Consider the following 26,028-nt stretch of genomic DNA (forward strand, 5'->3'; position numbering starts at 1 on the left):
TCGCGCCCACCGCACGCTACCGCGCCAACGCGTCGGCCTCCAGCACGGCGCGCACCGCCGGCCGCGCACGCACCCGCTCGTACCACGCACGCAGATGCGCATACCGGGTCAGGTCGATATCCGCGTTGTACACCGACCGCATCCATTCGGCCTTGCCCCAGCCGGTCAGCGCGAACAGGTAGGCATCGGCAACGGTGAACGTGTCGCCGGTCAGGAATGCCTTGCCGTCGAGCTGGCGGTCGATCCATGCAAAGCGGCTGTCGAGCTTCGTTCTCGCCGGATCGACGTATTTCCCCGCCTGCACCGCGTACAGCAGCGGAATGAACCCCTTGTGGATCTCGGTGCCGAGAAAATTGAGCCATTCCATCAGCCGGTAGCGCGCGAGCGTGCCGTACGCAGGCGCGAGCGCGGCTTCCGGGCGCAGATCCGCGAGATACTGCGCGATCACCGGGCCTTCGCGCAGCAGCGTGCCGTCGTCGAGTTCGAGCAGCGGCACGTAGCCGAGTTCGGTCACATCGTAGTAATTGCGCCCGTCTTCAATGACATGCTTGCGTGCGTCGACCTTGATGACCTCCGCGTCGATGCCGCCTTCGCGCAGCACGATGCAGATGGCCTGCGAACAGCTTCCGGGAGCGTGATAGAGCTTCATGCGTTTCCTTCGTGGGTTGTCCATGTATCGATTCGCCGCGACGCGGGCGCTAATATCTCGCATCGGCGCATCGCCGGGAAGACGGCAGTCGTTTGTGCCGTAGTCACAAAAAATTTACCGACCAGGATTCAGCACGATGAAAACGAGTGCGACCGGATGTTCCGTTGAAGAAGCGATGCGCCTGCTCGGCGGCCGCTGGCGGCTGCTGCTGGTGTCGTATCTGCTCGACGGGCCGCGACGCTTCAGCGACCTGCGCCGCGACATGCCCGGCATCTCGCAGCGCATGCTGACGCTCGACCTGCGCGCACTCGAAGATGCCGGGCTCGTGCGGCGCACCGTTTATCCGGAAGTGCCGGTGCGGGTCGAGTACGACCTGACCGCCGACGGCGACCGGCTGCGGCCCGTCGTCGAGGTCATGCGCGAATTCGGGCTGTGGCTGAAGGCGCGCGATGCCGCTGCGTCGTGCGACACCGGCGCGACGCCCGGCGCGGCGGCAGCGATCGGAACGGCCCTTCATTCGAACCGATAACCCCTACCACCCTTACGCAGGAACCCCGTTCATGGAACTTCACGCCACCGTCGGCGCGGCGACGTCCGATCTCGACGACGACGAAAGCTTCGCCAACATCTACTGTCACGACGCCGAGCAGGACTATTGCTTCGCGCTGTCGCGCTTTCCGGACGACACGCTGATCGAAGTGATGGTGCGCGACCAGATCACCTGGCGCGTCAAGGATCTGTCGGTGAGGCTGACGGACGACACGATCGACATCGAGATCGAACCCGGCATCGCCGCGCGACTCGATGGCCAGACGCGTTACGTGATCCATCTCGCGCCCGGCCAGTACGATCCGGTCACGCTGCGCGCCGCGCTGAAGGAGATCTTCGCGGGGAAGAGCGGGTTTCAGGACGACAGCACGCGCGGCTAACGGCTCAACCGCACCGTCATCGTCGCCTTCGCGAGGGCCTGGTAGTGAGCGGTATAACCGACGACCGCGGGCGTCGCGTCGTGCTCGACCGGCAGCTTCGCCACCTTGAGCGCGGTCAGCGTAATGACGTAGCGATGGGTGTCGCCCTGCGGCGGGCACGGGCCCAGATAGCCGACATGGCCGGTGTCGTTCTTCATCGGGACGGCACCCGCCGGCAGTCCGGCAACGTCATTGCCCGAACCGGGCGCGATGCCATGCGCCGACGCCGGTATGTCGGCGACGACCCAGTGCCAGAAGCCGGAGCCCGTCGGCGCGTCGGCATCGAACATCGTCAGCAGGTAGCTTTGCGTGCCTTCCGGAACACCGCTCCACCGTATGGAGGGCGAAATGTTCTGACCGTGGCAGCCGAAGCTGTCGGATACCTGCGCGCGACCAAACGCGCCGCCGGCAAGCTCCGCGCTTTCGATCGAGAAATCGCCCGCCCGCGCCGTACCGGCAGCGAGCATCGCAACGCAAAGGGCGAAACCGGGCTTGAATATCGTCATCGTCACCTCACCAGCAAGCAGGAATGGAACGGACATTCTTGCAATCGCGCCGGCCCCGAACAAGGCAAGCAAACGTACCGGTATGGCGACTACCCGGCAACGTCCGGCCATGCCGGCCCCGCTCGCGGAAAGCGCCGGATGCCGGTACATTGGCGGCAAACGGAAGTCGGGGCCGGCCGCTTCCATCCTCATTCACGCCCTTCACGCCTGATCCGACCATGACGCGCCCTTCACGACTGCGTTCGCTGCTCCACGGCTCCATGCTGTTCGTTGCCTGCGCATCGATCGCGCCCGCCGCGCAGGCGGCCAAACCGCTGCTCACGTTCAAGGTCGACGACACCGTCACGGCCCGCGTCGAACGGGCGGACAGCGAGCACATTACCGTGCGCTTCCTGCCGAGCGGCAAGACGCAGACGCTCGACGTGACCGCCGCCGACGAGGAAGGCCGCTATCACCTCGCGTCGGACGACTACAACTTCGATGGCCACCGCGATCTCGCGATGCACGCGACGCTCGGCATGGTGAACGACGGCTACGGCATCTACCTGTACGACACCGCGCGCCAGCAGTTCGAGCCGTTGCGGATGCCCGCGAGCGACATGCCGCACGGCAATTGCGACGGGCTGGTCAACGTGCAGGCGAAGCCGAAGGAGCGCACGCTGTACAGCTCGTGCCGCGGCGGCCCGATCTGGTACACCGATGCGTATCGCTTCGACGGCAGCGGCAGGATGTACCTGTACCAGTCGAGCGAAGCGATACCGGACGAGCTGCGCGACCTGCTCGACACCGACAACGGCCCGTCGTCGATGCTGTTGACCTACGACGCGCAAGGCAAGCGTGTCGCGCGCCGCCCCGACGCCTATGGCGGCGGCACCGTCACGTTCAAGGTGCGCCCGGCACGCCTGCCGCTGCACGATGCGATGACCGATGCGCCCACGCGTCGCTATGTCGTCGCGGGCGACACGGTGGAGGTGATCGACGCGAGCGCCGATTTCCAGTGGTTGAAGGTGCGGTATCGCAACCCGCATGCGGGGGCGGTGCAGGGCTGGGTCAGTGCGAAGGAGGCGATGGGCAACTGATGCAAGCGGCGGCCTATTCGCCACGCCTTCCCACATATTGAACGCAGAGCATCCCATTAATAGGGATACCTGCCCAAATGTTGACGCGCTTCCCGCCGCGGCTCTAACGTTCGCCCCAACGCCATTCGATTCGGTCGCCCCGCTCGCGGGCGACGGCCGGGCACAGAACACAGGAGACAACCGTGGCCCAATCCGCGTCACGCACCCACGCCAACCCGCCGGATCAATTGCCCGCCCACGCCGGCATCGCATCCGGTTCAACCGCCCGCGCGGCCGCCGCGCAGGCGGCGCCGCCCAGCCGCAAGCGCCTGCTGATCCTCGCGCTGCTGTTCGTCACGGTCGTGATCAACTATCTCGACCGCAGCAACCTGTCGATCGCCGCGCCCGCGCTGTTCAAGGAACTGAACATCGATCCCGTGCGCGCGGGCCTCGTGTTTTCCGCGTTCGGCTGGACCTACGCGCTGATGCAAGTGCCGGGCGGCTGGCTCGTCGACAAGGTGTCGCCGCGCGTGCTGTATGCCGGCGCGCTCGCGCTGTGGTCGGCCGCGACGTTGCTGCTCGGCTTCGCCGGTTCGTTCGTCGGGCTGGTCGTGCTGCGTCTCGCGGTGGGCGCGCTCGAAGCGCCGGCCTACCCGATCAACAACCGCGTGGTGACGACGTGGTTCCCGACCCGCGAGCGCGCGAGCGCGATCGGCGGCTACACGTCGGGCCAGTTCGTCGGGCTCGCGTTCCTCACGCCGGTGCTCGCGTGGCTGCAGGTGCATCTGGGCTGGCACATGGTGTTCGTCGCGACAGGCCTCGCCGGCATCGCATGGGCCGCGATCTGGTATGCGGTGTATCGCGAGCCGCGCGCGTTTCGTGGCGTCAACACGGCCGAGATCGCGCTGATCCGCGACGGCGGCGGCCTCGTCGATCTCGAAGACCGCATCGCGGCGCGCACCGAGCGCGCACCGTCGACGTGGCGCGACCTCGGCGTCGTGCTCGGCCGGCGCAAGCTGTGGGGCATCTATCTCGGCCAGTTCGCGCTGAACTCGACGCTGTGGTTCTTCCTCACGTGGTTCCCGACCTACCTCGTCAAGTATCGCGGAATGGACTTCATCAAGTCGGGCTTTCTCGCGTCGCTGCCGTTCCTCGCCGCGTTCGTCGGCGTGCTGTGCTCGGGCGTGCTGTCGGACTGGCTGATGCGTCGCGGCGCGTCACAGGGCTTCGCGCGCAAGCTGCCGATCATCTCGGGGCTGCTGATCTCGACCTGCATCATCGGCGCGAACTACGTCACGTCGACCGGCTGGGTGATCGCGTTCATGACGATCGCGTTCTTCGGCAACGGCTTCGCGTCGATCACGTGGTCGCTCGTGTCGGGGCTCGCGCCCGCGCGGCTGATCGGCCTCACGGGCGGCGTGTTCAACCTGATCGGCAACCTGTCCGCGATCGCGACGCCGATCGTGATCGGGCTGCTCGTGAACGGCGCGGACTTCTCGCGCGCGATCACCTATATCGCCGCGATGGCACTCGCGGGCAGCCTGTCATACGGTTTGCTCGTCGGCAAGGTCGAACGCATCGACGCATGAGCCTCGCGAGGGCGGCACACGCGTGCCGCCCTCCCTCGCCGCCGCCCGCGTGCCGCGTCAGAACCGCTGAAACCCGTCGCGCGCGAGATCGTGCGGATTGCCCGCCACGTAGTCGAGTGCGCACGCGTCGGTATCGATGCCGACGGTCAGCAGCGTCTCCCAGCGCTCGGTGTCGGGCATCGACGGATCGGCGTGGAAGCACACGACGGCCTGATCGCCCGCCGCACCACACATTGCCGCCGCGCGCTCGCGCACATCGGCGCTCGTCATCCCGTTCACGACTTCGTTCAGGTGCGCGAAGCGTTCGCGCGTGGTCGAGCTGTCGGGCATGCACTCGCCGCCGCTCAGCGCGCGATCGAGGAAGTGGTTCGTATGCAGCAGCCAGCCGTCCGGGCGCGGCACCACCACGCCGATTCCCGACGGACTCAGCTCGATGCTCGCCGCGCGCGGGTTCGCGTCATGCCGCGTGAACACGGTCAGCACCGTGGACGCGCTCACGCGTGCGGACCGGGCGAGCTCGATCGCCTCCTGGACCGTCGTCGCATCCTCGAGCAGGCGCCGCGCGATCGCGTGCACGGGCACACCGGCGCTGTCGTTGTCGCTCGCGTGATGCAGGATGTTGAAGTGCAGCCCGAGCCCCGCGCTGTTCACGCCGAGCTTCGCGAGCATCCCGAACTCGGAGAACAACTTGACGGTGCGGCCGTGCGGCGTCGCGAACCGCATCAGCAGCCCCTGCGGCGCGAGGCTGTCGTGCCAGTCCCACGTCTGCAGCGTGCGCGGCGCGTGCGGGCCGGCCGGCGCGTAGACGGTCGTCGAGCACTCGCCTTCGGCCGACGCGGGCGCGGTCGCGAGAATCTCGGTGCGCGCGTTCAGGCACGCGAGCTGCCAGCGCGGCAGGTCGACGCCGTCGGCGATCGCCTCGACTTCGGCGGCCAGGCGCGGGCACCACGCACCGAGCGCGGCCAGGCTCGCTTCGCCGATCTCCCGCGCGCGCTGCGGCTCGATGCCGAGCTTCGGGAAGAACGCGAGGTAAAGCGCGACCGTCTCGCGAATCTCGGCGGCGAAACGCGCGCCGATCAGGCGGCCGCGCTCGTACGGATCGGTGAGGTCGGTCACGAAGGTGTGCAGCTTCAAGGTCAAATCTCCTGGGTTGAATGCGTTCCGGGCCCGCGCGGCCCGGAACGTGATGCATGGCGCAGCCGGTCGGCCGGCATTTGCACCGGCCGGAACGGCGAGACCAGTCGGAACGGTCAGAACGAATAGATGAACTGCATCCCGGCCAGGTCGTTGCTGCGCGCGTACGTGCCGTTGCTCTTCAGGAACACCGGATGGTTCGCCGCGTCGTGGCGATACTCGAGCTTCACGGTGATCTGCTGCGTCGGATAGAACAGCAGGTCGGCCGTGATCGCGTAACGCTGCGCGCCCTTGCACTCGGTGCCGTTCGTCGACGAACCCTGGAAGCACGCCGGATCGATGCCGAAGCCGCTCGCCCCGTTCACCGACGGATTGCCGCCCGCGAGCCCGTACTGGATGTTCGTGCCGCCGCCGCCGTTCGACGTGTTGTTCAGGTAGTCGAAGCGCAGCGTCGCGCCCATGCGGCCGACCCATGCCTGCGTCCACTTCGTATGGCCGAGCAGCGACATCCCGTACCAGCGTGCGGTGCCGCCGTTCCACGCGCCCTTCTGCAGCTCGCCGTAGTCGACCTGCGCGTTGACCTGCGTCTTGTCGTGCGTATAGGTCACGTCGGCTTCCACGTACTTGTAGAGGCCGGTCGGCGAGGAGCCGTTGCACTGGTAGCCGTAGCCGCCCGCCGTCGCGCACGGCGAGAACAGCGACTGCCGGCCCAGCATCCCGGAAATGCCGAAGTCGAAGGCGGTCGACGTCGCGTTGTCGAAGCGCGCGGTGATCGTCGGCGTCCAGTTGGTCTTGGTCGTGTTGTTCGCCGCGTTCGCGATCGCGCCGGCGGTGCGCAGCACCTCGTTGCCGATCACGACCTGCCAGAAGCGCGTCATCGCCGCGTTGGAGCCCTTCAGGCCGACGCCGATCAGGTTGCCCGGTTCGCTGAAGTCGTACAGCAGCCCGTGCGTGAGCGTCAGCATCTGGGTCGACGGCTGCACCTCGTAGCCGGCGAGGCTCGGCATCATCCCGATCTCGAAGGTGCGCGTCGTGCTGAGGGGCACGGTCACCACGGCCTGCGTGACGATGTTGTTGCCGACGCCGCCGTGCGAATTGCTGAACACGTTGCCGAAGCCGCGGTTCGGCTGGATCACGACCTCCGCCGACGGCGCCATCGGGCCGACGCCGAAGGTCTTCTTGATGTCGAGGTAGACGTCGCCGATCGTGCTGTTGAAGTAGTCGTACGCGCCCGGATCGTGGTTCAGGAACTGGAACCCGGACGTGCGCTGCGCGCGGTTGAACAGGTACACGGGATCGACGTAGCCGGTGATGCTCAGGCCCGCGAGCGGGCCGGTCGTCGCGGCTTCCTGCAGCGAGTCGACCTTCAGCGACGCGTTCGCGATCTGCTCGCGCATCTGCTGCAGGTCGTCGTTCGTGAACGCCGGTGCGGAATCGGCGGCCGGCGCGGCGGCGGCGGCCGTGTTGATCGAACCGATCCTTGCGCCGCTCGATGTTGCGGTGGCTGCGGTGGCTGCGTTGGCGGCCGTCGCGGCGCCGGGCGCCTGCGCGGCCAGCATGCTCGCGCGCAGTGCGTTCACCTGCTGCTGCAGCGCGGTGACCTGCGCCTGCAGCGCCTTCATCCTGCTCGCATCGGTCGCCTGCGGCGTGTGCGCGAATGCCGTGGCCGCGTCGAACGCGAGCAGGCACAGCGCCGTCATGTGTTTGAGTTTCATGTTCTGGGTGGTCGTCGGGACGAGCGCGCCCCCGCCCGCCGCGATCAGCGGCGGGGCGCGCGAAAGGTGTGCGGGAAGCGGGGAAGCGGCGGCCGGCTTACTCGGTCTTCAGCTTCGTCCAGAGGCGGTTCTGCAGACGCATCAGCTCAGGCGGAACCGGCTTGCTGAGGCTCAGCTTGCGGATCACGTCGGCGGGCGGGAACACGGCCGGATCGCTCGTCACTTCGGCGCGCACGAGGCGCTTCGACGACGGCACGGCCGACGGGTACGACGTGTCGTTGGTCAGGTTCGCGCTCTCCTTCTCCGACAGCACGAAGTTGACGAACTTCAGCGCGGCGTCCGGGTGCGGTGCATCCTTCGGCACGGCCATCATGTCGAACCACATCGCGCTGCCCTCGGTCGGGATCACGTACTTGATGTGATACGGCTTCTTCGCGACAGCGGCTGCGATCCGCGCGGAGTTCACGTCGCCCGACCAGCCGAGCGCGAGGCAGATGTCGCCGCCCGCGAGATCGTTGATGTAGCTGCTCGAATTGAACTGCGTGATGTACGGGCGCACCGACTTCAGCAGTTCGTACGCGGCCTGGTAGTCGGCCGGGTTCGTCGTGTTCGGGTCCTTCTTCAGGTAGACGAACGCCATCCCGAACGCATCGACCGGCGAATCGAGCACCGACACGCCGCAGTGCTTCAGCTTCTGCGCATACTTCGGATCGAACAGCAGCGCCCAGCTGTCGAGCGGCGCGTCGTTGCCGAGCGCCGCCTTCACCTTCTCGACGTTCATCCCGAGCCCGTCGGTGCCCCAGGTCCACGGAATGCCGTACTGGTTGCCCGGATCGTCCTTCGCGAGCGCCTTCAGGATTTCCGGATCGAGCAGCCCGTAGTTCGGCACCTGGCTCTTGTCGATCTTGCGGAAGATGCCGGCCTGCAGCTGCCGCGCCCAGAAGATGTCGGACGGCACGACGACGTCATAGCCCGACGTGCCCGACAGCAGCTTCGCCTGCAACGTCTCGTTCGAATCGAACTCCTGGTAGACGACCTTGATGCCGGTCGCCTTCTCGAAGTTCGCGATCGTCGCCTTGCCGATCGAGTTGCCCCAGTTGTACACATTGACGACGTCCGCCGCGTGCGCAACCGGCGCGCCGGCCCACAGCACGCCGCCCAGCGCGAGCGCCGCGCATGCCGTTCCCAGATGCCTGCTCCAATCCCCTGCCATGGTTTCCTCCGTCGATATCATGATCCGCTCGCAATGAACGGTGTGTGCTTCGGTCCGGAAAAATGTAGCCAGAGGAAATTGGCCGGTCTGCCCTGCCAATAGGGGGACACGCCGCACAATCGGCGCATCCGCTTCCGGCCGGATGCGCCGAGCCGCGAAAAACGAAAGCATCACGAAAGATTCCGTCGCCGCTTCGTCAGCCGGGATGCCCGTTCAGGACGCCTGCATACCCGTGCGCGCGCCGAAATCGTCGCCCACGTGCGTGATGCGGCCGCCCATCATCGTCAGCCCGACGTCGATGCGGCCGATGTCGTACTGGCCGACCTCGAACAGGTCGTTCTCGAGCACGACGAGATCCGCGCGCTTGCCGGGCGTCAGCGAGCCGACCTCGTGCTCCATCCCGAGCTGGTATGCGCCGTGGATCGTGTACGCGGCGATCAGTTGCGGAATGCTCAGGCGCTCGGCGATGTCCGGAAACACCGGCGCATCGGGCTCGCCAGCGAGCTGGCGCGTATGGCCCGACTCGATGTGTTCGAGCGGCTTGTGCTGGCAGCGGCACTGGCATGCGAGGCCGTCCATTCCGATCGACACCGTCACGCCTTCGTCGAGGAACGTGCGGAACTTGTACATGCTGCTCCAGCGCTCGTGGCCGTAGTGGTCGCGCAGCTGCTCGGTGTACGCGTCGACCACGCCCCATTGCAGCTGCGTGTTCGCCATCACGCCCGCGCGGCGGAAGCGCGGGATGTCGTCCGGATGCGTGAGGAATGCGTGCGTGATCACGTGGCGGCGGTCGCGCGGCGGGTTCGTGCGGTTCACCGCGTCGAAGCCGTCGAGCGCCATCCGCACGGCCGCGTCGCCGACGCAATGGACCATCACGTTCGCATTCGCGCGATCGGCTTCGAGCAGGTAGCGGTTGAACGTGTCGGCCGGCATCGTCGGCGCGCCGCAGGTGTCCGGGCGGTCCGCGTACGGTTCGAGCAGGTACGCGGTGTGGTTCGCCTCGGTGCCGTCGAGGAACAGCTTCAATGCGCGCGCCTTCACGAGCGGCGAATCGTACTGCTCGCGATACCGGACGAGCGTGCCGACCGGGTCGTCGATCTCGCCGATCACTGCGACGCTGCCGACCACCCGCAGCTTCAGGTCGCCCGCGCGCTCCATCGTCTGCAGCGTCTCGTACAGCAGCGACTGGTCGCCGCTCGCGTCGAAGAAGCCCGCGTCGAACACGGTCGTCACGCCGGCTGCGCACAGCTTCTTCTGCCACGGCGGGATCGATTTCAGGTACAGGTCGATGCCGGTCGGCAGCAGGCCGGCCGCGCTGATCCGCTGCATCAGCAGCGAGTACGCGGCGCCGTCGACGATCAGGCCGGTCGGCTCGCCGGTCGCCGCGTCCTTCTCGAACCAGCTCGCGCCTTCCTGCACAGGCGGCGTCGACGCGTCGATGCCGGCGATCTCCAGCGCCTTCGAGTTCACCCACATCGTATGGAAATCGGTCGACAGCAGGCACACGGGACGATCCGCGCAGATCGCGTCGAGCGTCTCCTTGCGCAGCAGCGCCGGCGGAATCGTCGCCTGCACCCAGCCCATCCCGGTGATCGCCGGCTCGTCCGGATGCGATTCGACATACGCGCGCAGCGCGCCGAGTACCTTCTGCGGATCCTCGTCGTTCACGAACGCCTGGAACGCGAACGCGGTCGTCTCGAAGTGCCAGTGCGATTCGACGAAGCCCGGCAGCACGAGCCGGCCGGCCGCATCGACGACCTTCGTCCGCGCGCCGACGTACGCCTGCACGGCCGCCGTGTCGCCGACATGGACGATCCGGCCGTCGCGCACGGCGACGGCCTGCGCCCAGGGCTTGTGCGGATCGACGGTATAGACCTTCGCGTTGGTCAGAACGAAATCCGCCGGCGTCGTGGCGGCGTGCGTCGGTTGCATCTGCATGGCCTGTCCTTTCTGGTCATCAGGTTTTCGAAGTGCTTTCACTATAGGCAGACGATTCGCGCCGGTATGCCCCCCCGCCGCCGGGGCTTGGACGAATTCCGGCCGCCGCACGTTCGGTCTTGTCGTCGTTTTGGGGACAACGCACGAAATCCGTGGGGGTGATCCGGTGAATTCCCGGCTGACGCGTGCACGGCGTTCGCGTAACGTCGCGCTGTCTCCCGACCGCCTTCGTCCGACCATGCGACTTCTCCAGCCCGACCCTGCCGCCCGCGGCCACTACCTGATCGGCGTGCGTCCCGACTCACTCGGCGCGACGCTGCGCGCGGTCGGCACGCCGGATTTCGTCGGCGCGGTCACGGAGTTCGTCAACGACAGCATCGATGCCGACGCCGTGCACCTCGAGCGCTGGCGTGCCGATACGGGCAGCACGTCGGGTTTCGTCGTCGAGTGGCTCGGCAGCGGCAGCCTGCGCTTCGCGGCCGATACGCTGCGCGTGATGGACATCTACTACCAGGACTATTGCCAGGCCGATCCGCTGGTCGCGCCGCTGCGCGGCAAACCCGGCACGCTGCTCGTGCAGCGCCATGTCGACGGCATCGCGCAGGGCGAGTTCCGCCGCCGGATCTTCGACGAGCCCGGCATCGGGCAGGAATGCCTGCTCGTGCACGGCAACGCGCACCTGCAATACGCGCTCGGGCTCGCGCGCACGGTCGGGCGCGCCGCGTTTACCACGGACGAGCTGTTTCACTTCCGGCAGATGGTCGACCTGCTGTTCCCGATGTTCGAGCTGCATGCGCGCACCTGTGCGGCGCGGCGCGTGGCGGCGGTGTCGGTGAATACCGCGTCGCAGGCGGGTTTCGATGCGCGCCTCGAACGGCAGGATGTGCAGCTGTCGCGCCGCGAGCACGAGATCTGCCGGCTGATGCTGTGCGGGCGCTCGGTGCCCGAGGCCGCGCAGCAGCTCGACGTGAAGCTGTCGACGGCCGAGTCGTACGTGAAGCGCGCGTTCGCGAAGCTCGGCGTGCGCACGCGCCGCGAGCTGTTCGACTGGGTACTCGTCGACTGCTGAACGCGCGGCCTGGATTTACGCGGCCAGCGCGGCCGCCTTGATGTTGAAGGCGCGCAGCAGGTCCTCGCAGAACGCGTCGACGATCGGCTTGTCGCTCGTGCTGCGCTTCATCGCGAGATGCAGCGGCACGTCGAAGCTGAACGTCGCGCGGCCGACGGCCTTCACGAGCCCGCGCTGCTCGAACGGCTCCGCGTAGTGCGCGGGCAGGTAGCCGAGATGGCCGCCCGACAGGATCAGGATCGTCGCGGCCTCGATGCTGTCCGCGCTCGCGGTCACGCGCCGCTCGGGCAGCGGATACTGCTCCTCCGGCACCGGATAGGTGCGCCACACCCAGTCGTGCAGTTGCAGGTCGTCCGCCGTCACGGGCCGCGACGCATGGAACAGCGGATGCCCGCGCCCGCAGTAGATCACCTGCTGCTCGGTGAACAGCGGCGTATAGAGCAGCCCGGGCACGCGATGCCAGAAATACCCGATCGCGAGATCGAGCTGGTTGTTGACGAGGCTTTCCTCGAGTTCCTGCGGCGACGCGACCTTCATCGCGAACGTGACGGCCTGGTCGCGCTTGCGGAATGCGCCGATCGCATCGGCCACGCGCGCGTTCTCGACGAGCGGCGCCTGGCCGATCAGGCCGATCGACAACGTGCCGACCAGCTTGCGGTCGATGTCGCGCACACGCGCGACGAATTCGGAGGTCGCCGCGACGAGCGTGCGCGCGGTGGCCGCGAAGCGTTCGCCCTTCGACGTCAGGCGAAAGCCGCCGCGTCCGCGATCGCAGAGCTTGAAGCCGACGCGCGCTTCGAGCGCCGACAGTTGCGTGCTGATGGTCGACTGCCGCACGCCGAGCGACGCCTCGGCGGCCGTGATGCCGCGTGCGTCGACGACGGCCAGAAAGACCCGGATGAGCCGGAGATCGAGATCGGAAGTATTCGAGAACATGCCTGAAGCCGCTGCGCGTGTGCGCGTTGCCCGGCCGGCACGACGCGCATCGCGCGCCACGCCCGCCGCCTTCGCCGATGAACCGGACCGGACGCGCGCCGCCATCGGCAGCGGCGCGCGTCGAAACCGTCATTCAGGTGCCACCGCGAGCGCGCGTTCCATGCCGAACACGGCCGGCCGCAGCCGCCGGTAGCACAGGAACGCCACCGCGCACAGCACGATCGCCGCGATCAGCGCCGACTGCGTGCCTGCGCGCTCGATCAGCGAGCCGCCCGCGACCGAGCCGACGCCGTAGCCGAGCGCGACGCAGCCCGGCGACAGCGCGGCCGACTTGCCGACCAGGTCGTACTGCGGGATCGTCGCGTAGATCAGCAGCGCGCCGCCGGTCCAGCAGCCGATGAACACGACCGCGCCGAGCGTGAACGTCATGGCCGATGCCGGCATCGCGAGCAGCACGGCCGCGACCGCGCAGCCGCCGAGGTTGACGAGCGCCCAGCGGCGCAGGCCCGCGCCTGCGCCGAGCTTCGGCATCGCCGCGCAGATCACGAGGCTCGCGATGTTCGCGATGCCAAGCACGAGCGACACCGACCTGCCGCTCAGGCCCGCCGCGGTGCCGATCTTCTCGAGGAAGGTCCACACGACGCCGACGACGCCGTACAGCGCGAGCTGCGCGCACAGCACGAGCATCGCGCCCCGGCGGTCGATGCGGCCGGCGACGCCGGCTGGTGCCGGGGCGGCCAGCGTCTCGCCCCGGCGAAACAGCGGCGTCGCGAGCACGAATACGCCGAGCACGCATGCGACGAAACCGAACACGCCGTGCGCGCCCCATGCGTCGCTCAGCATCGGGAAGATGTAGGCCAGCAGCACCATGCTCCACGTCACCTGCCCCATCAGCATGATCCCGAGATTGCGTTCCGGCGCGCGCGAGTACGACAGGTAGCGCAGCGCGATCCCGTTCAGCCCGCCCGAGCCGACGCCCGCGATGAACTGCAACGCGGAATACGCGACGAGCCCGTGCGTCGCGAGCGTGCCGAGGTTCGCGCCGGCCGCGAGCGTCACCGCGCCCGCGAGCACCCACCGCACCGGCTGGCGGCCGAGCACGAACGCGACGAGCAGCGTGCCCGTCGATTCGCCGAGCACCTCGACGAAGCTCGACAGCCCGAGCGCCGCTTCGCCGAAGCCCCAATGGCGTTCGACCTGCCCAACGATCGCGGGCAGGCCGAGGAAGACCGTCGGCCCGAGGATGCCGAGCAGCAGCATCACGACGACGAACGGCGCGCTTTCCTGTCGCGCTTCGTCCTGCAGGTTCACTACGTTCATTCGGTGTCTCTCTCCGTGTCCGCGGCGCGGACCGTCTCCTCGAGGGAGTCGGGTATGGCGGCGGCCCGGCCCGGGCCGCCGTGTCGCTTACATCGGGAAGCCCATCGCCTTGATGCCGCTGATCCACGCGCGCTTCCAGCCGCCTTCCGCATCCGCGCCGTCGAACGCATGGAACGTGATCTTCGCGGCGACCCAGCGCATCGGCTCGGGCGGGATGTAGCTCGGGCTCTGGTTCGCGATGTCGAGCTTGCGCTCGGGGCTGTCGCGATCGAACAGGATGTTCAGCCCCATGAACGCGCCGAACCGGCTCGCCGCGACGCCGAAACCCGTATAGCCGGCGACGAACACGGCCTTGTCGCCGAGATAGCGCTTCGCGAACACCGAGCCGCGCGAACAGTAGTCGATCGGGCCGCCCCACGCATGCGAGAAGCGCACGTCGCTCAATTGCGGGAAGGTGCGGTAGAACGCTTCCGCGAGCCGGTAATACGTCTCGCGCCGGCCGTCCTGATGCGGTTCCGGATCGCCGTCGAAGTGATAGCTCACCAGGCCGCCGAAGATGATGTTGTTGTTCTTCGTCAGGCGGAAATAGTTGAGCTGCGTGCGCGTGTCGTACACGCCCTGGCGATTCTTCCAGCCGATCCGCGCGAGCTGCTCGTCGGTGAGCGGCTCGGTGGCGAGCACGTGGTCGCGCACCTGCATCACGCGGCGGTTGATGTCGGGAATCCCGACCTTCGCGGTGCCGCTGCCGAACACGACGCGCGGCGCGCGCACGCTGCCCTTCGGCGTCTTCACGAACACGGTGCTGCCTTCGTCGGTCACGGTCACGAGCGGCGTGTGCTCGTACAGCTTCACGCCGAGCGACAGCGCCGCGCGCTTCAGCCCCCACGCGAGCTTCGCCGGATGCACGATGCCGCTGCGGTTACGCGACCACAGCGCGCCCGCGAACAGCGGTGAATTCAGTTGTTCGAGCGTTTCGTCGCGGTTCAGCAGCACGACGTTGTGGCCGTACTCGCGATGCAGGTCGTAATCGCCCTTCAGGTGCGCGATGTGCTCGGGATCGACCGCGACCGTCATCTCGCCGTTCCACTCGATGTCGGCGTCGATGTCGTAACGCTTCAGCGTTTCCTCGAAGCCGTCGAGGTTGTGATGGCCGAACGCCTCGAGCTGCGCGATGTCGTTCGGGAACACGCGCACCGCATTCGGCAGCCCGTGCATCACCGACGTCGAGATGATCCCGCCCGCGCGGCCCGATGCGCCGTGCGCGACCTTGCCGGCCTCGATCAGCACCACGTTCAGGTGCGGCATCTGTTCCTTCGCCTGCACGGCCGACCACAGCCCCGTGAAGCCGCCGCCGACGATCAGCAGGTCGGCGCTCACGTCGCCGACGAGTTCCGGCTCGGTGGCCGGCGCGGCCGGGTTGTCGAGCCAGTACGGGAACAGCTTCGTATTCGCGAGCGCCGCCTCGACGCCCAATGCGACCGGCGCGCCACGCAATGCGTGCGCCTGCGCCGGTGCAGTCTCTCTTGCCTTGACTTCCATTTCCATGATCCCTGCCATCACACGCGGAAACGAAACCGCCGCCGGGCGCGCGTCACACGGACGACGACACCCCGGCGGCGGCTTCGGCCATCACGACTTCTCGAGCAGCACGTAGAACTTCTTCGCGTCCTCGATCGTTTCCCAGCGGCCCGCGAAGCCGGCCGGCAGCAGATAGCCCTGGCCCGGCGTGAATTCCTTGCGGTTGCCTTCGACGTCGGTCAGCGCGATCCGGCCCTCGACGAGCCACACCGCTTCGTCGGCCGCGGTTTCCGGAAACTCCACCGAGCCGACCTTGCCTTCCCACCAGCCGATGAGGTAGTTGCCGCTCTTGCCTTCCGCCGCGCGCCAGTCGCTTTCGTCCATCCCGAAGTCGAGCTTCGTGAATTCGCCGATGCCTGCGCCGAGCGGCAGGATGTCCTTGATCAGTTTGGTCATCAGAATCTTTCGTCTCTTGATTGAAAAAAGCAGAGACAAAGTTACTCATTTACACTGCCCCGGTATGCCCCCCTCCGGGGGGGACAAGCGGTGTTTTCCGGGGCCAGGCAGGTCGCCAGGACACCCGCCGGGATTTCCCCCTAATGACGTTTTGCGTGGCCGACGCTACAATCCGCCGGCTTTTCACCGGGGAACCGCATGCTGCTCAACGTGAACCCCTTCCACCGCGACAACGACCGCTTCAACGTGTCGTTCAAGGCGCTGGGCGAGCTGATCGAGACGGTCGGCACGCCGCACTTCGTGCCGCGCCTCACGCAACTGCTCAATGAAGTGGTGCCGCTCGACGTCGCGCACGTCGAACGCTCGCGCGTCGACGGCTCGATGCCCACCGGCTACCGATGCGAATGGATCGGCAGCAGCGGCATCGGCGCGGCGAGCGCCGACGTCTCCGACGTGATGACGCTCTACTACGAGCGTTTTCTCGACAGCGACCCGCTGTTCGCGGGGCTGCGCGGCAAGACGGGCACGATGCTCGTCGTGCGCGACATCGCGGCGATCCCGCCCGGCGAATTCCGCCAGCGGCTGTTCGACGACGTGCAGATCGGCCACGAATGCGTGCTCGCACGCGGCACGCGTTATTCGCAGCATTCGATCGCGCTGGAGCGCGGCCGCGACCGGCCGCCGTTCACGCTCGCCGAGATGAACCGCTTTCGCAGCATCAGCGACGTGCTGTTCCCGCTGCTCGAACTGCACGCGTCGACCACGGCCGCGCGGCGCATTGCGCACCCGACGCCCGAAGTTCATCCGCTCGCGCAGTTCGACGCGCGCCTCGCGGCCGACGGCGTGAAGCTGTCGAAGCGCGAATACGAAACCTGCAAGCACCTGCTTTCCGGCAAGACCGTGCCGGAAACGGCGGAGATCCTCGGCGTGCGCGTCGCGTCGGCCGAGTCGTACGTGAAGCGCGCGTTCGCGAAGCTCGGCGTGCGCACGAAGCGCGAACTCGCCGCATGGGGTTCGGCGACCACAGCGTTCCCTTCCTTCGGCCCGCACGACGGCGCCGCGCCGCCGGCCCTCTCGCGCCGGCCTGATCCGGCCTGACCTGGCCCCGCGCGGCCGCGTTCGGTTGCGCCGCATCGATGCGGCGGCGCCACTTGCATCGAGCCCCGTCGATGTAAACGTTGCGACTTCAAAATCTTCGCGCGGGCGTTCTCCTCTACCATCGGCCGATCGCTTTACCTCAGATAAAGGAGACGGCCCCATGCCCCGCGAACTCAATCAACCGATGGGCGGCAACGAGATGCCGCGCTTCGGCGGCATCGCCACGATGATGCGCCTGCCGCAAGCCGAGACGACCGACGGCCTCGACGTGTGCTTCGTCGGCGTGCCGCTCGACCTCGGCACGTCGAACCGCTCGGGCTCGCGCTTCGGCCCGCGCCAGATCCGCACCGAATCCGTGCTGCTGCGCCCGTACAACATGGCCACCCGCGCCGCACCGTTCGATTCGCTGCAGGTGGCCGACATCGGCGACGTCGCGACCAACCCGTACGACCTGAAGGACTCGGTGCGCCGCATCGAAGAGGCATACGACGAGATCGTCGCGAACGGCTGCCGGCCGATCACGCTCGGCGGCGATCACACGATCGCGTGGCCGATCCTGCGCGCGCTGCACAAGAAGTACGGCAAGGTCGCCGTCGTGCACGTCGACGCGCACGCGGACGTGAACGACACGATGTTCGGCGAGAAGATCGCACACGGCACGCCGTTCCGCCGCGCGGTGGAAGACGGGCTGCTGCAATGCGACAAGGTCACGCAGATCGGCCTGCGCGGCACCGGCTACCACGCGGACGATTTCGACTGGTGCCGCCAGCAGGGCTTCACCGTCGTGCAGGCGGAGGAATGCTGGAACCAGTCGCTCGCGCCGCTGATGGCGCAGGTGCGCGAACGCGTCGGCGACACGCCGGTGTATCTCAGCTTCGACATCGACGGCCTCGACCCGTCGTTCGCGCCCGGCACCGGCACACCGGAAATCGGCGGCCTCACCGTGCAGCAGGGCCTGGAAATCATCCGCGGCATGAAGGGCCTGAACATCGTCGGCGCGGATCTCGTCGAAGTCGCGCCGCCGTACGATCCGACCGGCACCACCGCGCTCACCGGCGCGAACCTCGCGTTCGAGATGCTCTGCGTGATGCCGGGCGTCGCCTACCGCTAACCCGACCGACCTCGACAGGATGAACCTCATGTCTACCGCCGAGCTTTCCCCTTCCGCCGCGACGTTCGTGCTGCCCGCCGCGCGCATCGCCGGGCAGTCCGTCCACACGCATTCCGACAAGGCGGGCGCACCGATCTTCAACGCGTCGACCGGCGACGCGATCGGCTGGCAGGAATTCGCGACGGCCGCGCACGTCGACGCCGCGGTGCGTGCCGCGCGCGACGCATTCGCCGGCTGGCGCGACACGCCGCCGGCCGAACGCGGCCGGATGCTCGCGACGATCGCCGAGCGCGTCGAGGCATCGCGCGACCGCCTGGCGGCGCTGCAGATGCAGGTGAGCGGCAAGCCGCCGTTCGAGGCCGAGGCCGATGTCGGCGACGTTGCCGCCACGTTCGCGTACTACGCGAAGCTGTGCGAAGACCCGGCGCTGTTCGCGGCCGAACCGGTCGCACTGCCGAGCAACGCCGTCACGGCCGAACGCTTTTACGACGCGGTCGGCGTCGCGGCGCTCGTCATGCCGTGGAACTTCCCGATGGTCACGACCGCGTGGAAGCTCGCGCCCGCGCTCGCGGCCGGCTGCGCGGTCGTGCTGAAGCCGTCCGAACTCACGTCGCCGACCGAGCACGCGCTGCTCGAGATCGTCGAGCAAGCGGGGCTGCCGGCCGGCGTCGTCAACGTCGTGAACGGCGGCGCCGAGGTCGGCGCGGCGCTGACCGCGCATCCGCTGATCGACAAGATTTCGTTTACCGGCAGCACGGCGGCCGGCCGCAAGGTCATGCAGGCCGCGGCCGCCGACATGAAGCGCGTGACGCTCGAACTCGGCGGCAAGTCGTCGCTGATCGTGCGCGACGACGCCGATCTCGACGTCGCGGTGTCGCTCGCGGTTGCGGGCGCGTTCACGAACGCGGGCCAGATGTGCTCGGCCACCGCGCGCATCCTCGTGCACGACAGCGTGTACCGCAGCTTCATGGCCGCGTTCGAGACGGCCGTGCGTGCGCTCGTCGTCGCGCCGCCCGCCGCGGAACAGGTCGCGATGGGGCCGCTGATCTCGGCCGCGCAGCGCACGCGCGTCGAAACGATGCTCCAGCACGGCATCGAGGCGGGCGCACGCGTCGCCTTCAGCGGCCGGGTGACGGACGCCGGCGGTGCGGGCTTCTTCATGGCGCCCGTCGTGATCGCCGAGCCGGCCGCCGACAACCCGCTGTGGACCGACGAAGTGTTCGGCCCCGTCGCGTGCGTGAAATCGTTCCGCACCGACGACGAAGCGATTGCGCTCGCGAACGACACGCGCTACGGGCTCGTCGCGACCGTCGTGACGCGCGATGCCGGCATCGCGAAGCAGTTCCAGCAGCGCGTGCGCGCGGGGCTCGTGTGGATCAACGCACCGCAGCTGATCTATCCGCACGTGTGCTGGGGCGGGTTCGGGCTCAGCGGAATCGGCCGCGAACTCGGCGTCGCGGGGCTGCGCAGCTATCAGGAACTGCGCCACGCGATGCGCGCGATCGACTGACCAGTGCGGCCGTTCAGGCCGTTGGCGGCACCGTGTCTCTTGCACGGTGCCGCTTTTTTTGGGTTCTTCGCGGATTTCCGGGGAGAGCGCCGGGGTGTTCGCCGTGCGCCGATCATGAGATCTCAAGGCGCGTGAGCAACCCTCAATGCGACAGCACGGCGGCATGGTCGTGCTCGCGAAGCTGGCCGGGAATCGCGCACTGCGCGAGCCCGCCCGCGTCGATCCACGCACGCGTGCGTTCCGCGGCCTTGTCGATCAGCTGCGCACACTGCGAGTAATCGTATGACGACACGTCGAGCGGACAGAGCGGCGGCACGACGTGGATTTGCGCGCGTGCCCCGTACAACTCCAGATCGCGCACCAGTTGCCGCGCGATCACGAGCGTCAGCGCGTGCGTCGCATGCGCGATCGCGCTGCGCGGCGGTACGCGCAACGCGCACGCGAACCCGGCCGGCAGCACGACGATCCGCTTGACGCCGAGCGCGACCGCGACGGAGATCGGCGTATTGTTCGCGACGCCGCCGTCGACGAGTTCCACGCCGCCGATGCTGACCGACGGAAACACGCCGGGAATCGCCGCGCTGGCCTGCACGGCATCCACGACCGGGCCGGCGGACAGCACGACTTCCTGGCCGTTCAGCACGTCGGTCGCGACGATGTGGAGCGGCAACGCGGCCTGCTCGATCCGCCGGTACGGCAGGTTCCTTTCCAGCAGCAGGCGCAGCGCATCGGCCTCGACCAGATGCGGCCGGTTGCGCAGCAGCATCGCGACGAGGCTGCGCATCGAGAACGGCATGATGTCCTGGCGGCGGATCCGGCACCACAGCGCGGCGAGCATCGCGACGCCGTCCGCATCGGGCCGGCCGGCGAAATAGGCGGCGTTGATCGCGCCCGCCGACGCGCCGACGACGCAATCGGGCCGTTCGCCGCTCGCGACCAGCTCGCGGAGCATGCCGACCTCGATCGCGCCAAGACTGCCGCCGCCGGCGAACACGAAGGCGGTCGAGGAAGTGGGATCGGACGTCACGGTGCGCCCTCCTGCGGTTGGCTGCGACGGTGCTTTCTCCATGATGGATCGTGCGGCGCCCCGGATGTCCTGATGAAAACCCTGCCGGCGCGCGAACCCGCGCCGGCAGGCGATGCACCGTGCGCCGCGTTCCCCGGACTTCCGCGCGGCGCCTTCCGTCGCGACGGGTGTGTCATTCGCCGCCGTGTTCCGGGCCGCATCCAGACGGAAATTCACGCGAAGGCGCGCAATTTTTGACTTCGATCAAGAAAATCGCGCCTACCGCCGCCCGCAAACGTATGCCACGCGTGAATCGTGCGCGCTACGTGGAATCACGGGTTCAGTCGCCCCGGCGACCGCCGTTATTGCATCAACACCCGCCGACCGGCATCGCGTTGCGATACATCGGGACGGCCGCCGGAATCGCATTCGACACGCAACGATCCGGCGCCGTCGCGGGCATGGAGCGGGATGGCCGGACGTCCCGCCCGCTTTTCGACAACAGATGCGGCAGCGCGAGTCGCGCAAGAGGTAATCATGTTTGTAGCCATCGGGTGGATCGTCGTGATCGGATCGGTGATCGGCAGTTTTGTCGGCGTGGGCGGCCATTTGCCGGCCTTGCTGCAACCGTTCGAACTGCTGTGCATTTTGGGCGCCGCGCTGGGTGCGTTCGTCGTCAGCAATCCGGTCGCGACGCTGAAGAAGACGATCAAGAGCCTGCCGACCTGTTTCAAGGGCGGCGGCTATACGAAACAGCAATATGTCGAACTGATCGCGCTGCTGTACGAGCTGCTGCAGAAGGCGCGCAAGGACGGCATGATGGCGCTCGAGGCCGACGTCGACGCACCCGAACAAAGCCCGCTGTTCCAGAAGTATTCGCACGTGCTCGAAGACCATCACCTGCTCGACTTCATCGTCGATTATCTGCGGATGATGTCGGGCGGCAACGTGAACGCGCTGGAGATGCAGGACCTGATGGACGAAGAACTGCATACGCACCATGCGGAAGCGTCCGTCGCGGCCAATGCGATCCAGAAGATGGCGGACGGCCTGCCGGCGTTCGGCATCGTCGCGGCGGTGATGGGTGTCGTGCATACGATGGGCTCGGTCGGCGCGCCGCCCGCCGTGCTCGGCAAGATGATTGCCGGCGCGCTCGTCGGCACGTTCCTCGGCATCCTGCTCGCGTACGGTTTCGTCGGCCCGCTCGCGGATCTGCTCAATGCGAAGGGCCGCGCCGCGGCCAAGCCGTTCCAGTGCGTGAAGGCCGTGCTGCTCGCGTCGATGAGCGGCTACGCGCCGGCGGTGGCGGTGGAGTTCGGCCGCAAGGTGCTGTTCACGGCCGATCGCCCGAGCTTCAAGGAGCTCGACGAGGCCGTCCGCGCGACGAAGTCGCCCAGGCCCGCATAACGGAGGCGCCATGGCCGACCATCGCTCCAACCCGTCGAAACAGTCCGCATCGGCACCGCTCGTCGTCGTGCGCCGCAAGAAGGGCGAGGACCACGACGCCCACCACGGCGGCGCCTGGAAAATCGCCTACGCCGATTTCGTCACGGCGATGATGGCGTTCTTCCTGCTGATGTGGCTGCTCGGCTCGGTGTCCAAGTACGACAAGCAGGGGATCGAGGATTACTTCAACACGCCGCTGTCGACGCTCCTGTCAGGCGGGAAAGACGCACAGGCGCCGCGCCCGAGCATCGTGCAGGGTGGCGGCCGCGACCTGTCGGACCCGGCGCCGGCCATCGACGCGAAAGCGCAACCGGTGCCGGCCAGCTCGCCCGCGGCCGCTGCCGACATCGTCGATACGCAAAAGCTCGAGCGCCTGAAGGCGAAGCTGATCGCGGCGATTGCACAAAGCCCGTCATTGCGCGCGTACCAGGACCAGATCCGGATCGCGATCACTCACGAGGGCTTGCGCATCGAGATCGTCGATTCGCTCAAGCGCCCGATGTTCGCGTCGGGCAGTTCGCAACCCGAAGGGTATGCCACCGCGATCCTTACCCAGATCGGCACGGCACTCGACGATGTCGACAACCGCGTGTCGATTGCCGGCCATACCGATTCGACGCCGTATCGCGACGGCCCCACGGGTTATTCGAACTGGGAGCTCTCCAGCGATCGCGCGAACGCCGCGCGGCGCGCGCTGGTCGCGGGCGGATTGCGGGAGGAAAAGCTGCTCCAGGTGCGCGGGCTCGCGGATGTCCTGCCGCTCGACCGGAACGTCGCGGACGAGCCGACCAATCGTCGCATCAGCATCCTCGTGATGAACAATGCCGCCGAGCAGGCGTTCTTTCGGGACGGCGGCAGGACGACCGTGGACGAATCGGCCGGCACCCGGGCCGCCGTGCTGCCGGCGGCGCTCACGCGGCAGCATTAGGCGCGGGCGCATTCACGAACGCGGGGCGGATGTGCCCGATGGGGCGGGGGGCCGCGTGCAGCCCTTGTGCGACAGCGTGGTCCTCGGCGTCGCGGTCGCGTTCGGAACGGTCGGGCGCGACATCGAGTGACTCCGGCGGTTGTTTGGGCGGTTGTTTGGGCGGTTGTTTGGGCGGTTGTTTGGGCTGTTGCTCGGGCTGTTGCTCGGGCTGTTACGAGGGCTGTTACGAGGGCTGTTACGAGGGCCGTTGCGAGGGCCGTTACCAGGGCCGCTGACGACACCATGTCTCGTGCACGGTGCCGTTTTTTTCGCGCACTCGATATGTTCCGTAGAATATATCGCAACCAGCACTTCCGGAGATTCGCCATGCCCCGCACGCCGACGGATCGCGCCCAGCAGCGCACCGCACGGGAACAGCCGCTCGCGCACAAGATCAGCGCGCTCAGGCCGCTGTCGAGCGACGCACGTGCGCAGCAGGTCACGGATGTCGTCGACGCGTTCCGGCGCCTGCGCGGCAGCGTCGTGCGCTTCATCCGGATGTTCTCGGCTGCGCATGCTGAAAACGCGCAGGACGATGCGCTGTCCGCGATGGGCTTTCGTGAACTGCTGTCCACGCTCGAAGACGACGCACGCACCGCCCGCTTCACGCGCCTGCCCGAACTCGAACGGGCGATCGGCCACGCGCGCCGCCTCGAACGCACACGCGACGACGTGTTCTCCGATTCGTTCAGTAACGACCCGGCCGCAATGCGCGACACGGTCTCCGCGCTGGAGCGCGTCGACGTGCTGTTCGTCGGGCTGTGCGTCGAGTACGTGATGGAGCGCCACGCGCCGGCATCGCGTCCTGTTTCACCGTCCGCCCCGGCATCGCCCTCCGCCGCCCTGCCGCTCACCGACCGCCCGACCGCGCTCTGCTGACCGCACCACGCCGCACCACGCCGCATTACCCGGTGCTTTCCCCCGAATTTCGTTCGTTATATTCCGTGGTATATTTCGAAAATCTTTCGCGCATCCGTCCCCGGCCCGACTATGCCGGACAGAGGTCAACATGCACGCTCCGCCCTTTCGCCTTGCCCGCACGGCGGATCTCTCGTCGCCCGGCGGTAATCCGCCCGCGGCAACCGGCACGCGGGTCGACGCATGCTGCGCGCCGTCGCGCGCGCAACTGACCGAGCTGAAGCGCCGCACGCGCCTGTCCGAGCTCGACGCGAACCTGCACTGCTCGATCATCGGCACCTGCCTGACCACGCACGAGCTGCGCAGGCTCGTGCCGAAATACACCGACCTCGACCGCCAGCACGCGACCGACCTCGACATCCATCACGCCGCCGTCGAGCTCGCGATCGACGGCACGGCCGGCGCCAAGGCATTGCACAAGGCGCTCGACGAGCGTTACGCCGGCGCGATCCGCGCATTCGACAGCGCACAGGATGCGGATGACCTCCTTGCACGCTGGAAGGATGCGCTGAAGAGCGGCGACATCCCGCCCGCCTACTGGGCGCTGATGACGCATCCGCGCACGACGATGGCCGTGCGCCAGGCCGCGTTCGGCGACCTGCACATGCTGTCGCACCTGGTCGGCGCGGCCAATCGCGCCGATATCCGGCGGCTGGTCGTGCTGGAGGAGGAGAATGCGGCGCTGCACGCGAAGATCGACCGGCAACAGGCGCGCCTGCAAGAAATGAGCGCGCAGCGCGACGCGGCGCTGCAGGAGCGGGATGCTCTCGTTGCGCGCCGGAACGCACAGCCGCCGGCGGCTGAAAGCGCATTGCGCGACGAAGTCCACGAACTGCGCGAGGCACTGGCCGCGCGCGATGAACGACTCGCGCTGCACACGAGCCGCCGCGAGGCGGCCGAGCAGCGGATCGCCGCGGAACAGGCGAGCGCACGCGCGATGCGCGCGCGGCTCGACGACCTGATGGCGATGGTGAAGACGCTGCGCGCCGAAGCGAGCGCGATCGAACAGGCGGTGCAGGCGTCGGCGGACGATCCCGCCGAACACGCGGCCGATCCGCTGTCGATCCTGCGGGGCACGCGTCTGGTCTACGTCGGCGGGCGCCCGGGCTCGAACCGTGCGATCAGGCGGATCGTCGAAACGGCGGGCGGTGACGTGGCGCTGCATGACGGCGGTATCGAGGATCGCAAGGGCCTGCTGGCCGCCGCGCTACCGGGCGCGCACATGGTCGTGTTCCCGGTCGACTGCATCGACCACGATTCGATGAACCTGCTCAAGCGCATCTGCGAACGCCACCACGTCGCGTACTACCCGCTGCGGACGGCCAGCGTCGCCAGCTTCGTCGAACTGATCGGGCGGCTCGATGCCCAGGCGCGCGACGTCATGGCGCCGGATGCCGCCGCCGGCGGCACGCCGCGCTTCTGCCTGCGGCACGGCTAGACCTGATTCGCTTCGACGCGCTCCTTCTGCCCTTCAGCGGGTCGGTGCAAGCGCGTCGTCGGCGTCAACAGGCCCCGCGCTTCAGCGCCGTACCATTTTCGTGAGCGCGGCGATTTCGTCGGCACACGCCGCGTAGGCGCGCGCCTCGATCCCGCGATAGAGGCGGATGATCTCCTCGCCGACCGGCGTGAGCACGCTGCCGCCGCCGCTCTGCCCGCCATGCTCGGACACCGTCGCCGGCGATTTCAGCGAGCGGTTCAGCTCGTCCATCAGCAGCCACGCACGCCGGTACGACATCTTCAGGCTGCGCGCCGCCGCCGAAATCGAACCGTGTTCGTGCACGGCTTCGAGCAGCGCGACCTTGCCCGGGCCGAGCGCGATCGTGTCGGCCTGCTGGATACGCATCCTGAATCGCACTTCAGGCTTGGGGTGTGCCGGTGTCTTCATGTTGTGCTGCCCTTTGAA

At 67.9% G+C, this 26,028-nt stretch carries 25 protein-coding genes; 13 read left to right on the top strand and 12 right to left on the bottom strand.

The genetic code is table 11. The annotated features are described in order from the left end of the window. Positions 1–16 precede the first annotated feature (16 nt). A complete protein-coding gene (locus ABIC51_RS16220; RefSeq protein ID WP_226160341.1) occupies positions 17–649 on the bottom strand; it encodes a glutathione binding-like protein in 633 nt (210 codons plus the stop codon). Between the two features lie 136 nt (positions 650–785). Between ABIC51_RS16220 and ABIC51_RS16225 the strand changes: the two genes are divergently transcribed. Together ABIC51_RS16225 and ABIC51_RS16230 are read left to right on the top strand one after the other, a co-directional pair. Beyond that, complete coding sequence (locus ABIC51_RS16225; RefSeq protein ID WP_027789847.1) at positions 786–1,178, top strand: winged helix-turn-helix transcriptional regulator; 393 nt, start codon at positions 786–788, stop codon at positions 1,176–1,178. 31 nt (positions 1,179–1,209) lie between these two features. Then, positions 1,210–1,578: a hypothetical protein gene (locus ABIC51_RS16230; RefSeq protein WP_059692720.1), complete on the top strand. Its 369-nt coding sequence runs from the start codon at positions 1,210–1,212 to the stop codon at positions 1,576–1,578. Here ABIC51_RS16230 and ABIC51_RS16235 read toward each other — a convergent pair. Beyond that, complete coding sequence (locus ABIC51_RS16235; RefSeq protein ID WP_226257367.1) at positions 1,575–2,309, bottom strand: YbhB/YbcL family Raf kinase inhibitor-like protein; 735 nt, start codon at positions 2,307–2,309, stop codon at positions 1,575–1,577. The two genes, ABIC51_RS16230 and ABIC51_RS16235, sit on opposite strands and share 4 nt — an antisense overlap. 32 nt (positions 2,310–2,341) lie before the next feature. On the opposite strand from ABIC51_RS16235, the gene ABIC51_RS16240 reads away from it, so the two are divergent. Continuing rightward, positions 2,342–3,202 (top strand): XAC2610-related protein, encoded by an 861-nt coding sequence (locus ABIC51_RS16240; RefSeq protein ID WP_226128188.1) that lies wholly within the window; start codon positions 2,342–2,344, stop codon positions 3,200–3,202. Positions 3,203–3,384: 182 nt separating this feature from the next. Beyond that, positions 3,385–4,770, top strand: coding sequence for an MFS transporter (locus tag ABIC51_RS16245; RefSeq protein WP_226128190.1), 1,386 nt, complete (start codon positions 3,385–3,387; stop codon positions 4,768–4,770). A gap of 57 nt (positions 4,771–4,827) precedes the next feature. Here the strand turns inward: ABIC51_RS16245 and ABIC51_RS16250 are convergent, their stop codons facing one another. The 4 genes from ABIC51_RS16250 to ABIC51_RS16265 all read right to left on the bottom strand — a co-directional run bounded on the left by ABIC51_RS16250 (position 4,828) and on the right by ABIC51_RS16265 (position 10,770). After that, entirely contained in the window at positions 4,828–5,904 is a 1,077-nt protein-coding gene (locus ABIC51_RS16250; protein WP_226128192.1) for a C45 family autoproteolytic acyltransferase/hydrolase, read from the bottom strand. A gap of 116 nt (positions 5,905–6,020) precedes the next feature. Next, positions 6,021–7,619 carry a DUF3138 family protein gene (locus tag ABIC51_RS16255; RefSeq protein WP_226128193.1) on the bottom strand — a complete coding sequence of 533 codons (1,599 nt, stop codon included), beginning with the start codon at positions 7,617–7,619 and terminating at the stop codon, positions 6,021–6,023. A gap of 97 nt (positions 7,620–7,716) precedes the next feature. Then, positions 7,717–8,832: a polyamine ABC transporter substrate-binding protein gene (locus ABIC51_RS16260; RefSeq protein WP_175852153.1), complete on the bottom strand. Its 1,116-nt coding sequence runs from the start codon at positions 8,830–8,832 to the stop codon at positions 7,717–7,719. Between the two features lie 213 nt (positions 8,833–9,045). Then, positions 9,046–10,770, bottom strand: coding sequence for an amidohydrolase (locus ABIC51_RS16265; protein WP_060350174.1), 1,725 nt, complete (start codon positions 10,768–10,770; stop codon positions 9,046–9,048). Between the two features lie 238 nt (positions 10,771–11,008). On the opposite strand from ABIC51_RS16265, the gene ABIC51_RS16270 reads away from it, so the two are divergent. Continuing rightward, positions 11,009–11,839, top strand: a complete 831-nt coding sequence (locus ABIC51_RS16270; RefSeq protein WP_226128195.1) for a helix-turn-helix transcriptional regulator — start codon at positions 11,009–11,011, stop codon at positions 11,837–11,839. A 15-nt stretch (positions 11,840–11,854) separates the two neighbouring features. Here the strand turns inward: ABIC51_RS16270 and ABIC51_RS16275 are convergent, their stop codons facing one another. From ABIC51_RS16275 to ABIC51_RS16290, 4 genes are all read right to left on the bottom strand, one after another. Further along, a complete protein-coding gene (locus tag ABIC51_RS16275; protein WP_042975417.1) occupies positions 11,855–12,775 on the bottom strand; it encodes a LysR family transcriptional regulator in 921 nt (306 codons plus the stop codon). 129 nt (positions 12,776–12,904) lie between these two features. After that, a complete protein-coding gene (locus tag ABIC51_RS16280; protein ID WP_354006555.1) occupies positions 12,905–14,095 on the bottom strand; it encodes an MFS transporter in 1,191 nt (396 codons plus the stop codon). Positions 14,096–14,182: 87 nt separating this feature from the next. Continuing rightward, a complete protein-coding gene (locus ABIC51_RS16285) occupies positions 14,183–15,640 on the bottom strand; it encodes an NAD(P)/FAD-dependent oxidoreductase (protein WP_027789859.1) in 1,458 nt (485 codons plus the stop codon). Between the two features lie 84 nt (positions 15,641–15,724). Further along, positions 15,725–16,069, bottom strand: a complete 345-nt coding sequence (locus ABIC51_RS16290; protein ID WP_027789860.1) for a cupin domain-containing protein — start codon at positions 16,067–16,069, stop codon at positions 15,725–15,727. Positions 16,070–16,267: 198 nt separating this feature from the next. Here ABIC51_RS16290 and ABIC51_RS16295 point away from each other — a divergent pair, with 198 nt between their 5' ends. The 3 genes from ABIC51_RS16295 to ABIC51_RS16305 all read left to right on the top strand — a co-directional run bounded on the left by ABIC51_RS16295 (position 16,268) and on the right by ABIC51_RS16305 (position 19,788). Further along, positions 16,268–17,167, top strand: a complete 900-nt coding sequence (locus ABIC51_RS16295; RefSeq protein ID WP_354006556.1) for a helix-turn-helix transcriptional regulator — start codon at positions 16,268–16,270, stop codon at positions 17,165–17,167. Positions 17,168–17,327: 160 nt separating this feature from the next. Beyond that, the gene (speB, locus tag ABIC51_RS16300) at positions 17,328–18,278 is read left to right on the top strand and encodes an agmatinase (protein ID WP_027789862.1); all 951 of its coding nucleotides are present in this window, start codon (positions 17,328–17,330) and stop codon (positions 18,276–18,278) included. 28 nt (positions 18,279–18,306) lie between these two features. Continuing rightward, positions 18,307–19,788 carry an aldehyde dehydrogenase family protein gene (locus ABIC51_RS16305; RefSeq protein WP_226128199.1) on the top strand — a complete coding sequence of 494 codons (1,482 nt, stop codon included), beginning with the start codon at positions 18,307–18,309 and terminating at the stop codon, positions 19,786–19,788. Between the two features lie 142 nt (positions 19,789–19,930). Here ABIC51_RS16305 and ABIC51_RS16310 read toward each other — a convergent pair whose 3' ends face one another. After that, positions 19,931–20,815, bottom strand: a complete 885-nt coding sequence (locus tag ABIC51_RS16310) for a patatin-like phospholipase family protein (RefSeq protein ID WP_060318803.1) — start codon at positions 20,813–20,815, stop codon at positions 19,931–19,933. 72 nt (positions 20,816–20,887) lie between these two features. Here ABIC51_RS16310 and ABIC51_RS16315 point away from each other — a divergent pair, with 72 nt between their 5' ends. The 5 genes from ABIC51_RS16315 (at position 20,888) to ABIC51_RS16335 (ending at position 25,563) form a co-directional block, all read left to right on the top strand. Continuing rightward, positions 20,888–21,052: a hypothetical protein gene (locus ABIC51_RS16315; protein WP_155253139.1), complete on the top strand. Its 165-nt coding sequence runs from the start codon at positions 20,888–20,890 to the stop codon at positions 21,050–21,052. 279 nt (positions 21,053–21,331) lie between these two features. Beyond that, entirely contained in the window at positions 21,332–22,201 is an 870-nt protein-coding gene (gene motA / locus ABIC51_RS16320; RefSeq protein ID WP_027789865.1) for a flagellar motor stator protein MotA, read from the top strand. A 10-nt stretch (positions 22,202–22,211) separates the two neighbouring features. After that, positions 22,212–23,168: a flagellar motor protein MotB gene (gene motB, locus ABIC51_RS16325; protein ID WP_175899181.1), complete on the top strand. Its 957-nt coding sequence runs from the start codon at positions 22,212–22,214 to the stop codon at positions 23,166–23,168. Between the two features lie 366 nt (positions 23,169–23,534). Then, positions 23,535–24,086, top strand: coding sequence for a hypothetical protein (locus ABIC51_RS16330; protein ID WP_175899178.1), 552 nt, complete (start codon positions 23,535–23,537; stop codon positions 24,084–24,086). A 130-nt stretch (positions 24,087–24,216) separates the two neighbouring features. Next, entirely contained in the window at positions 24,217–25,563 is a 1,347-nt protein-coding gene (locus ABIC51_RS16335; RefSeq protein ID WP_354006557.1) for a DUF2325 domain-containing protein, read from the top strand. A gap of 81 nt (positions 25,564–25,644) precedes the next feature. On the opposite strand, the gene ABIC51_RS16340 is transcribed toward ABIC51_RS16335, so the two are convergent. Further along, a complete protein-coding gene (locus tag ABIC51_RS16340; protein WP_021159959.1) occupies positions 25,645–25,968 on the bottom strand; it encodes a winged helix-turn-helix domain-containing protein in 324 nt (107 codons plus the stop codon). Positions 25,969–26,028: the final 60 nt, after the last annotated feature.

The sequence above is a fragment of the Burkholderia sp. 572 genome, from assembly GCF_040545135.1.
Taxonomy (GTDB): domain Bacteria; phylum Pseudomonadota; class Gammaproteobacteria; order Burkholderiales; family Burkholderiaceae; genus Burkholderia; species Burkholderia cepacia.

Bases quoted from the DNA above. Each gene is read 5' to 3' on its own strand.
- motA (WP_027789865.1), top strand. From the start codon at position 21,332: ATGTTTGTAGCCATCGGGTGGATCGTCGTGATCGGATCGGTGATCGGC.
- ABIC51_RS16270 (WP_226128195.1), top strand. From the start codon at position 11,009: ATGCGACTTCTCCAGCCCGACCCTGCCGCCCGCGGCCACTACCTGATC.
- ABIC51_RS16285 (WP_027789859.1), bottom strand. From the start codon at position 15,640: ATGGAAATGGAAGTCAAGGCAAGAGAGACTGCACCGGCGCAGGCGCAC.
- speB (WP_027789862.1), top strand. From the start codon at position 17,328: ATGCCCCGCGAACTCAATCAACCGATGGGCGGCAACGAGATGCCGCGC.
- ABIC51_RS16295 (WP_354006556.1), top strand. From the start codon at position 16,268: ATGCTGCTCAACGTGAACCCCTTCCACCGCGACAACGACCGCTTCAAC.
- motB (WP_175899181.1), top strand. From the start codon at position 22,212: ATGGCCGACCATCGCTCCAACCCGTCGAAACAGTCCGCATCGGCACCG.
- ABIC51_RS16315 (WP_155253139.1), top strand. From the start codon at position 20,888: ATGAAAACCCTGCCGGCGCGCGAACCCGCGCCGGCAGGCGATGCACCG.
- ABIC51_RS16275 (WP_042975417.1), bottom strand. From the start codon at position 12,775: ATGTTCTCGAATACTTCCGATCTCGATCTCCGGCTCATCCGGGTCTTT.
- ABIC51_RS16235 (WP_226257367.1), bottom strand. From the start codon at position 2,309: ATGGAAGCGGCCGGCCCCGACTTCCGTTTGCCGCCAATGTACCGGCAT.
- ABIC51_RS16225 (WP_027789847.1), top strand. From the start codon at position 786: ATGAAAACGAGTGCGACCGGATGTTCCGTTGAAGAAGCGATGCGCCTG.
- ABIC51_RS16280 (WP_354006555.1), bottom strand. From the start codon at position 14,095: ATGAACGTAGTGAACCTGCAGGACGAAGCGCGACAGGAAAGCGCGCCG.
- ABIC51_RS16340 (WP_021159959.1), bottom strand. From the start codon at position 25,968: ATGCGTATCCAGCAGGCCGACACGATCGCGCTCGGCCCGGGCAAGGTC.
- ABIC51_RS16290 (WP_027789860.1), bottom strand. From the start codon at position 16,069: ATGACCAAACTGATCAAGGACATCCTGCCGCTCGGCGCAGGCATCGGC.
- ABIC51_RS16240 (WP_226128188.1), top strand. From the start codon at position 2,342: ATGACGCGCCCTTCACGACTGCGTTCGCTGCTCCACGGCTCCATGCTG.
- ABIC51_RS16260 (WP_175852153.1), bottom strand. From the start codon at position 8,832: ATGGCAGGGGATTGGAGCAGGCATCTGGGAACGGCATGCGCGGCGCTC.
- ABIC51_RS16230 (WP_059692720.1), top strand. From the start codon at position 1,210: ATGGAACTTCACGCCACCGTCGGCGCGGCGACGTCCGATCTCGACGAC.
- ABIC51_RS16330 (WP_175899178.1), top strand. From the start codon at position 23,535: ATGCCCCGCACGCCGACGGATCGCGCCCAGCAGCGCACCGCACGGGAA.
- ABIC51_RS16255 (WP_226128193.1), bottom strand. From the start codon at position 7,619: ATGAAACTCAAACACATGACGGCGCTGTGCCTGCTCGCGTTCGACGCG.
- ABIC51_RS16335 (WP_354006557.1), top strand. From the start codon at position 24,217: ATGCACGCTCCGCCCTTTCGCCTTGCCCGCACGGCGGATCTCTCGTCG.
- ABIC51_RS16265 (WP_060350174.1), bottom strand. From the start codon at position 10,770: ATGCAGATGCAACCGACGCACGCCGCCACGACGCCGGCGGATTTCGTT.
- ABIC51_RS16305 (WP_226128199.1), top strand. From the start codon at position 18,307: ATGTCTACCGCCGAGCTTTCCCCTTCCGCCGCGACGTTCGTGCTGCCC.
- ABIC51_RS16220 (WP_226160341.1), bottom strand. From the start codon at position 649: ATGAAGCTCTATCACGCTCCCGGAAGCTGTTCGCAGGCCATCTGCATC.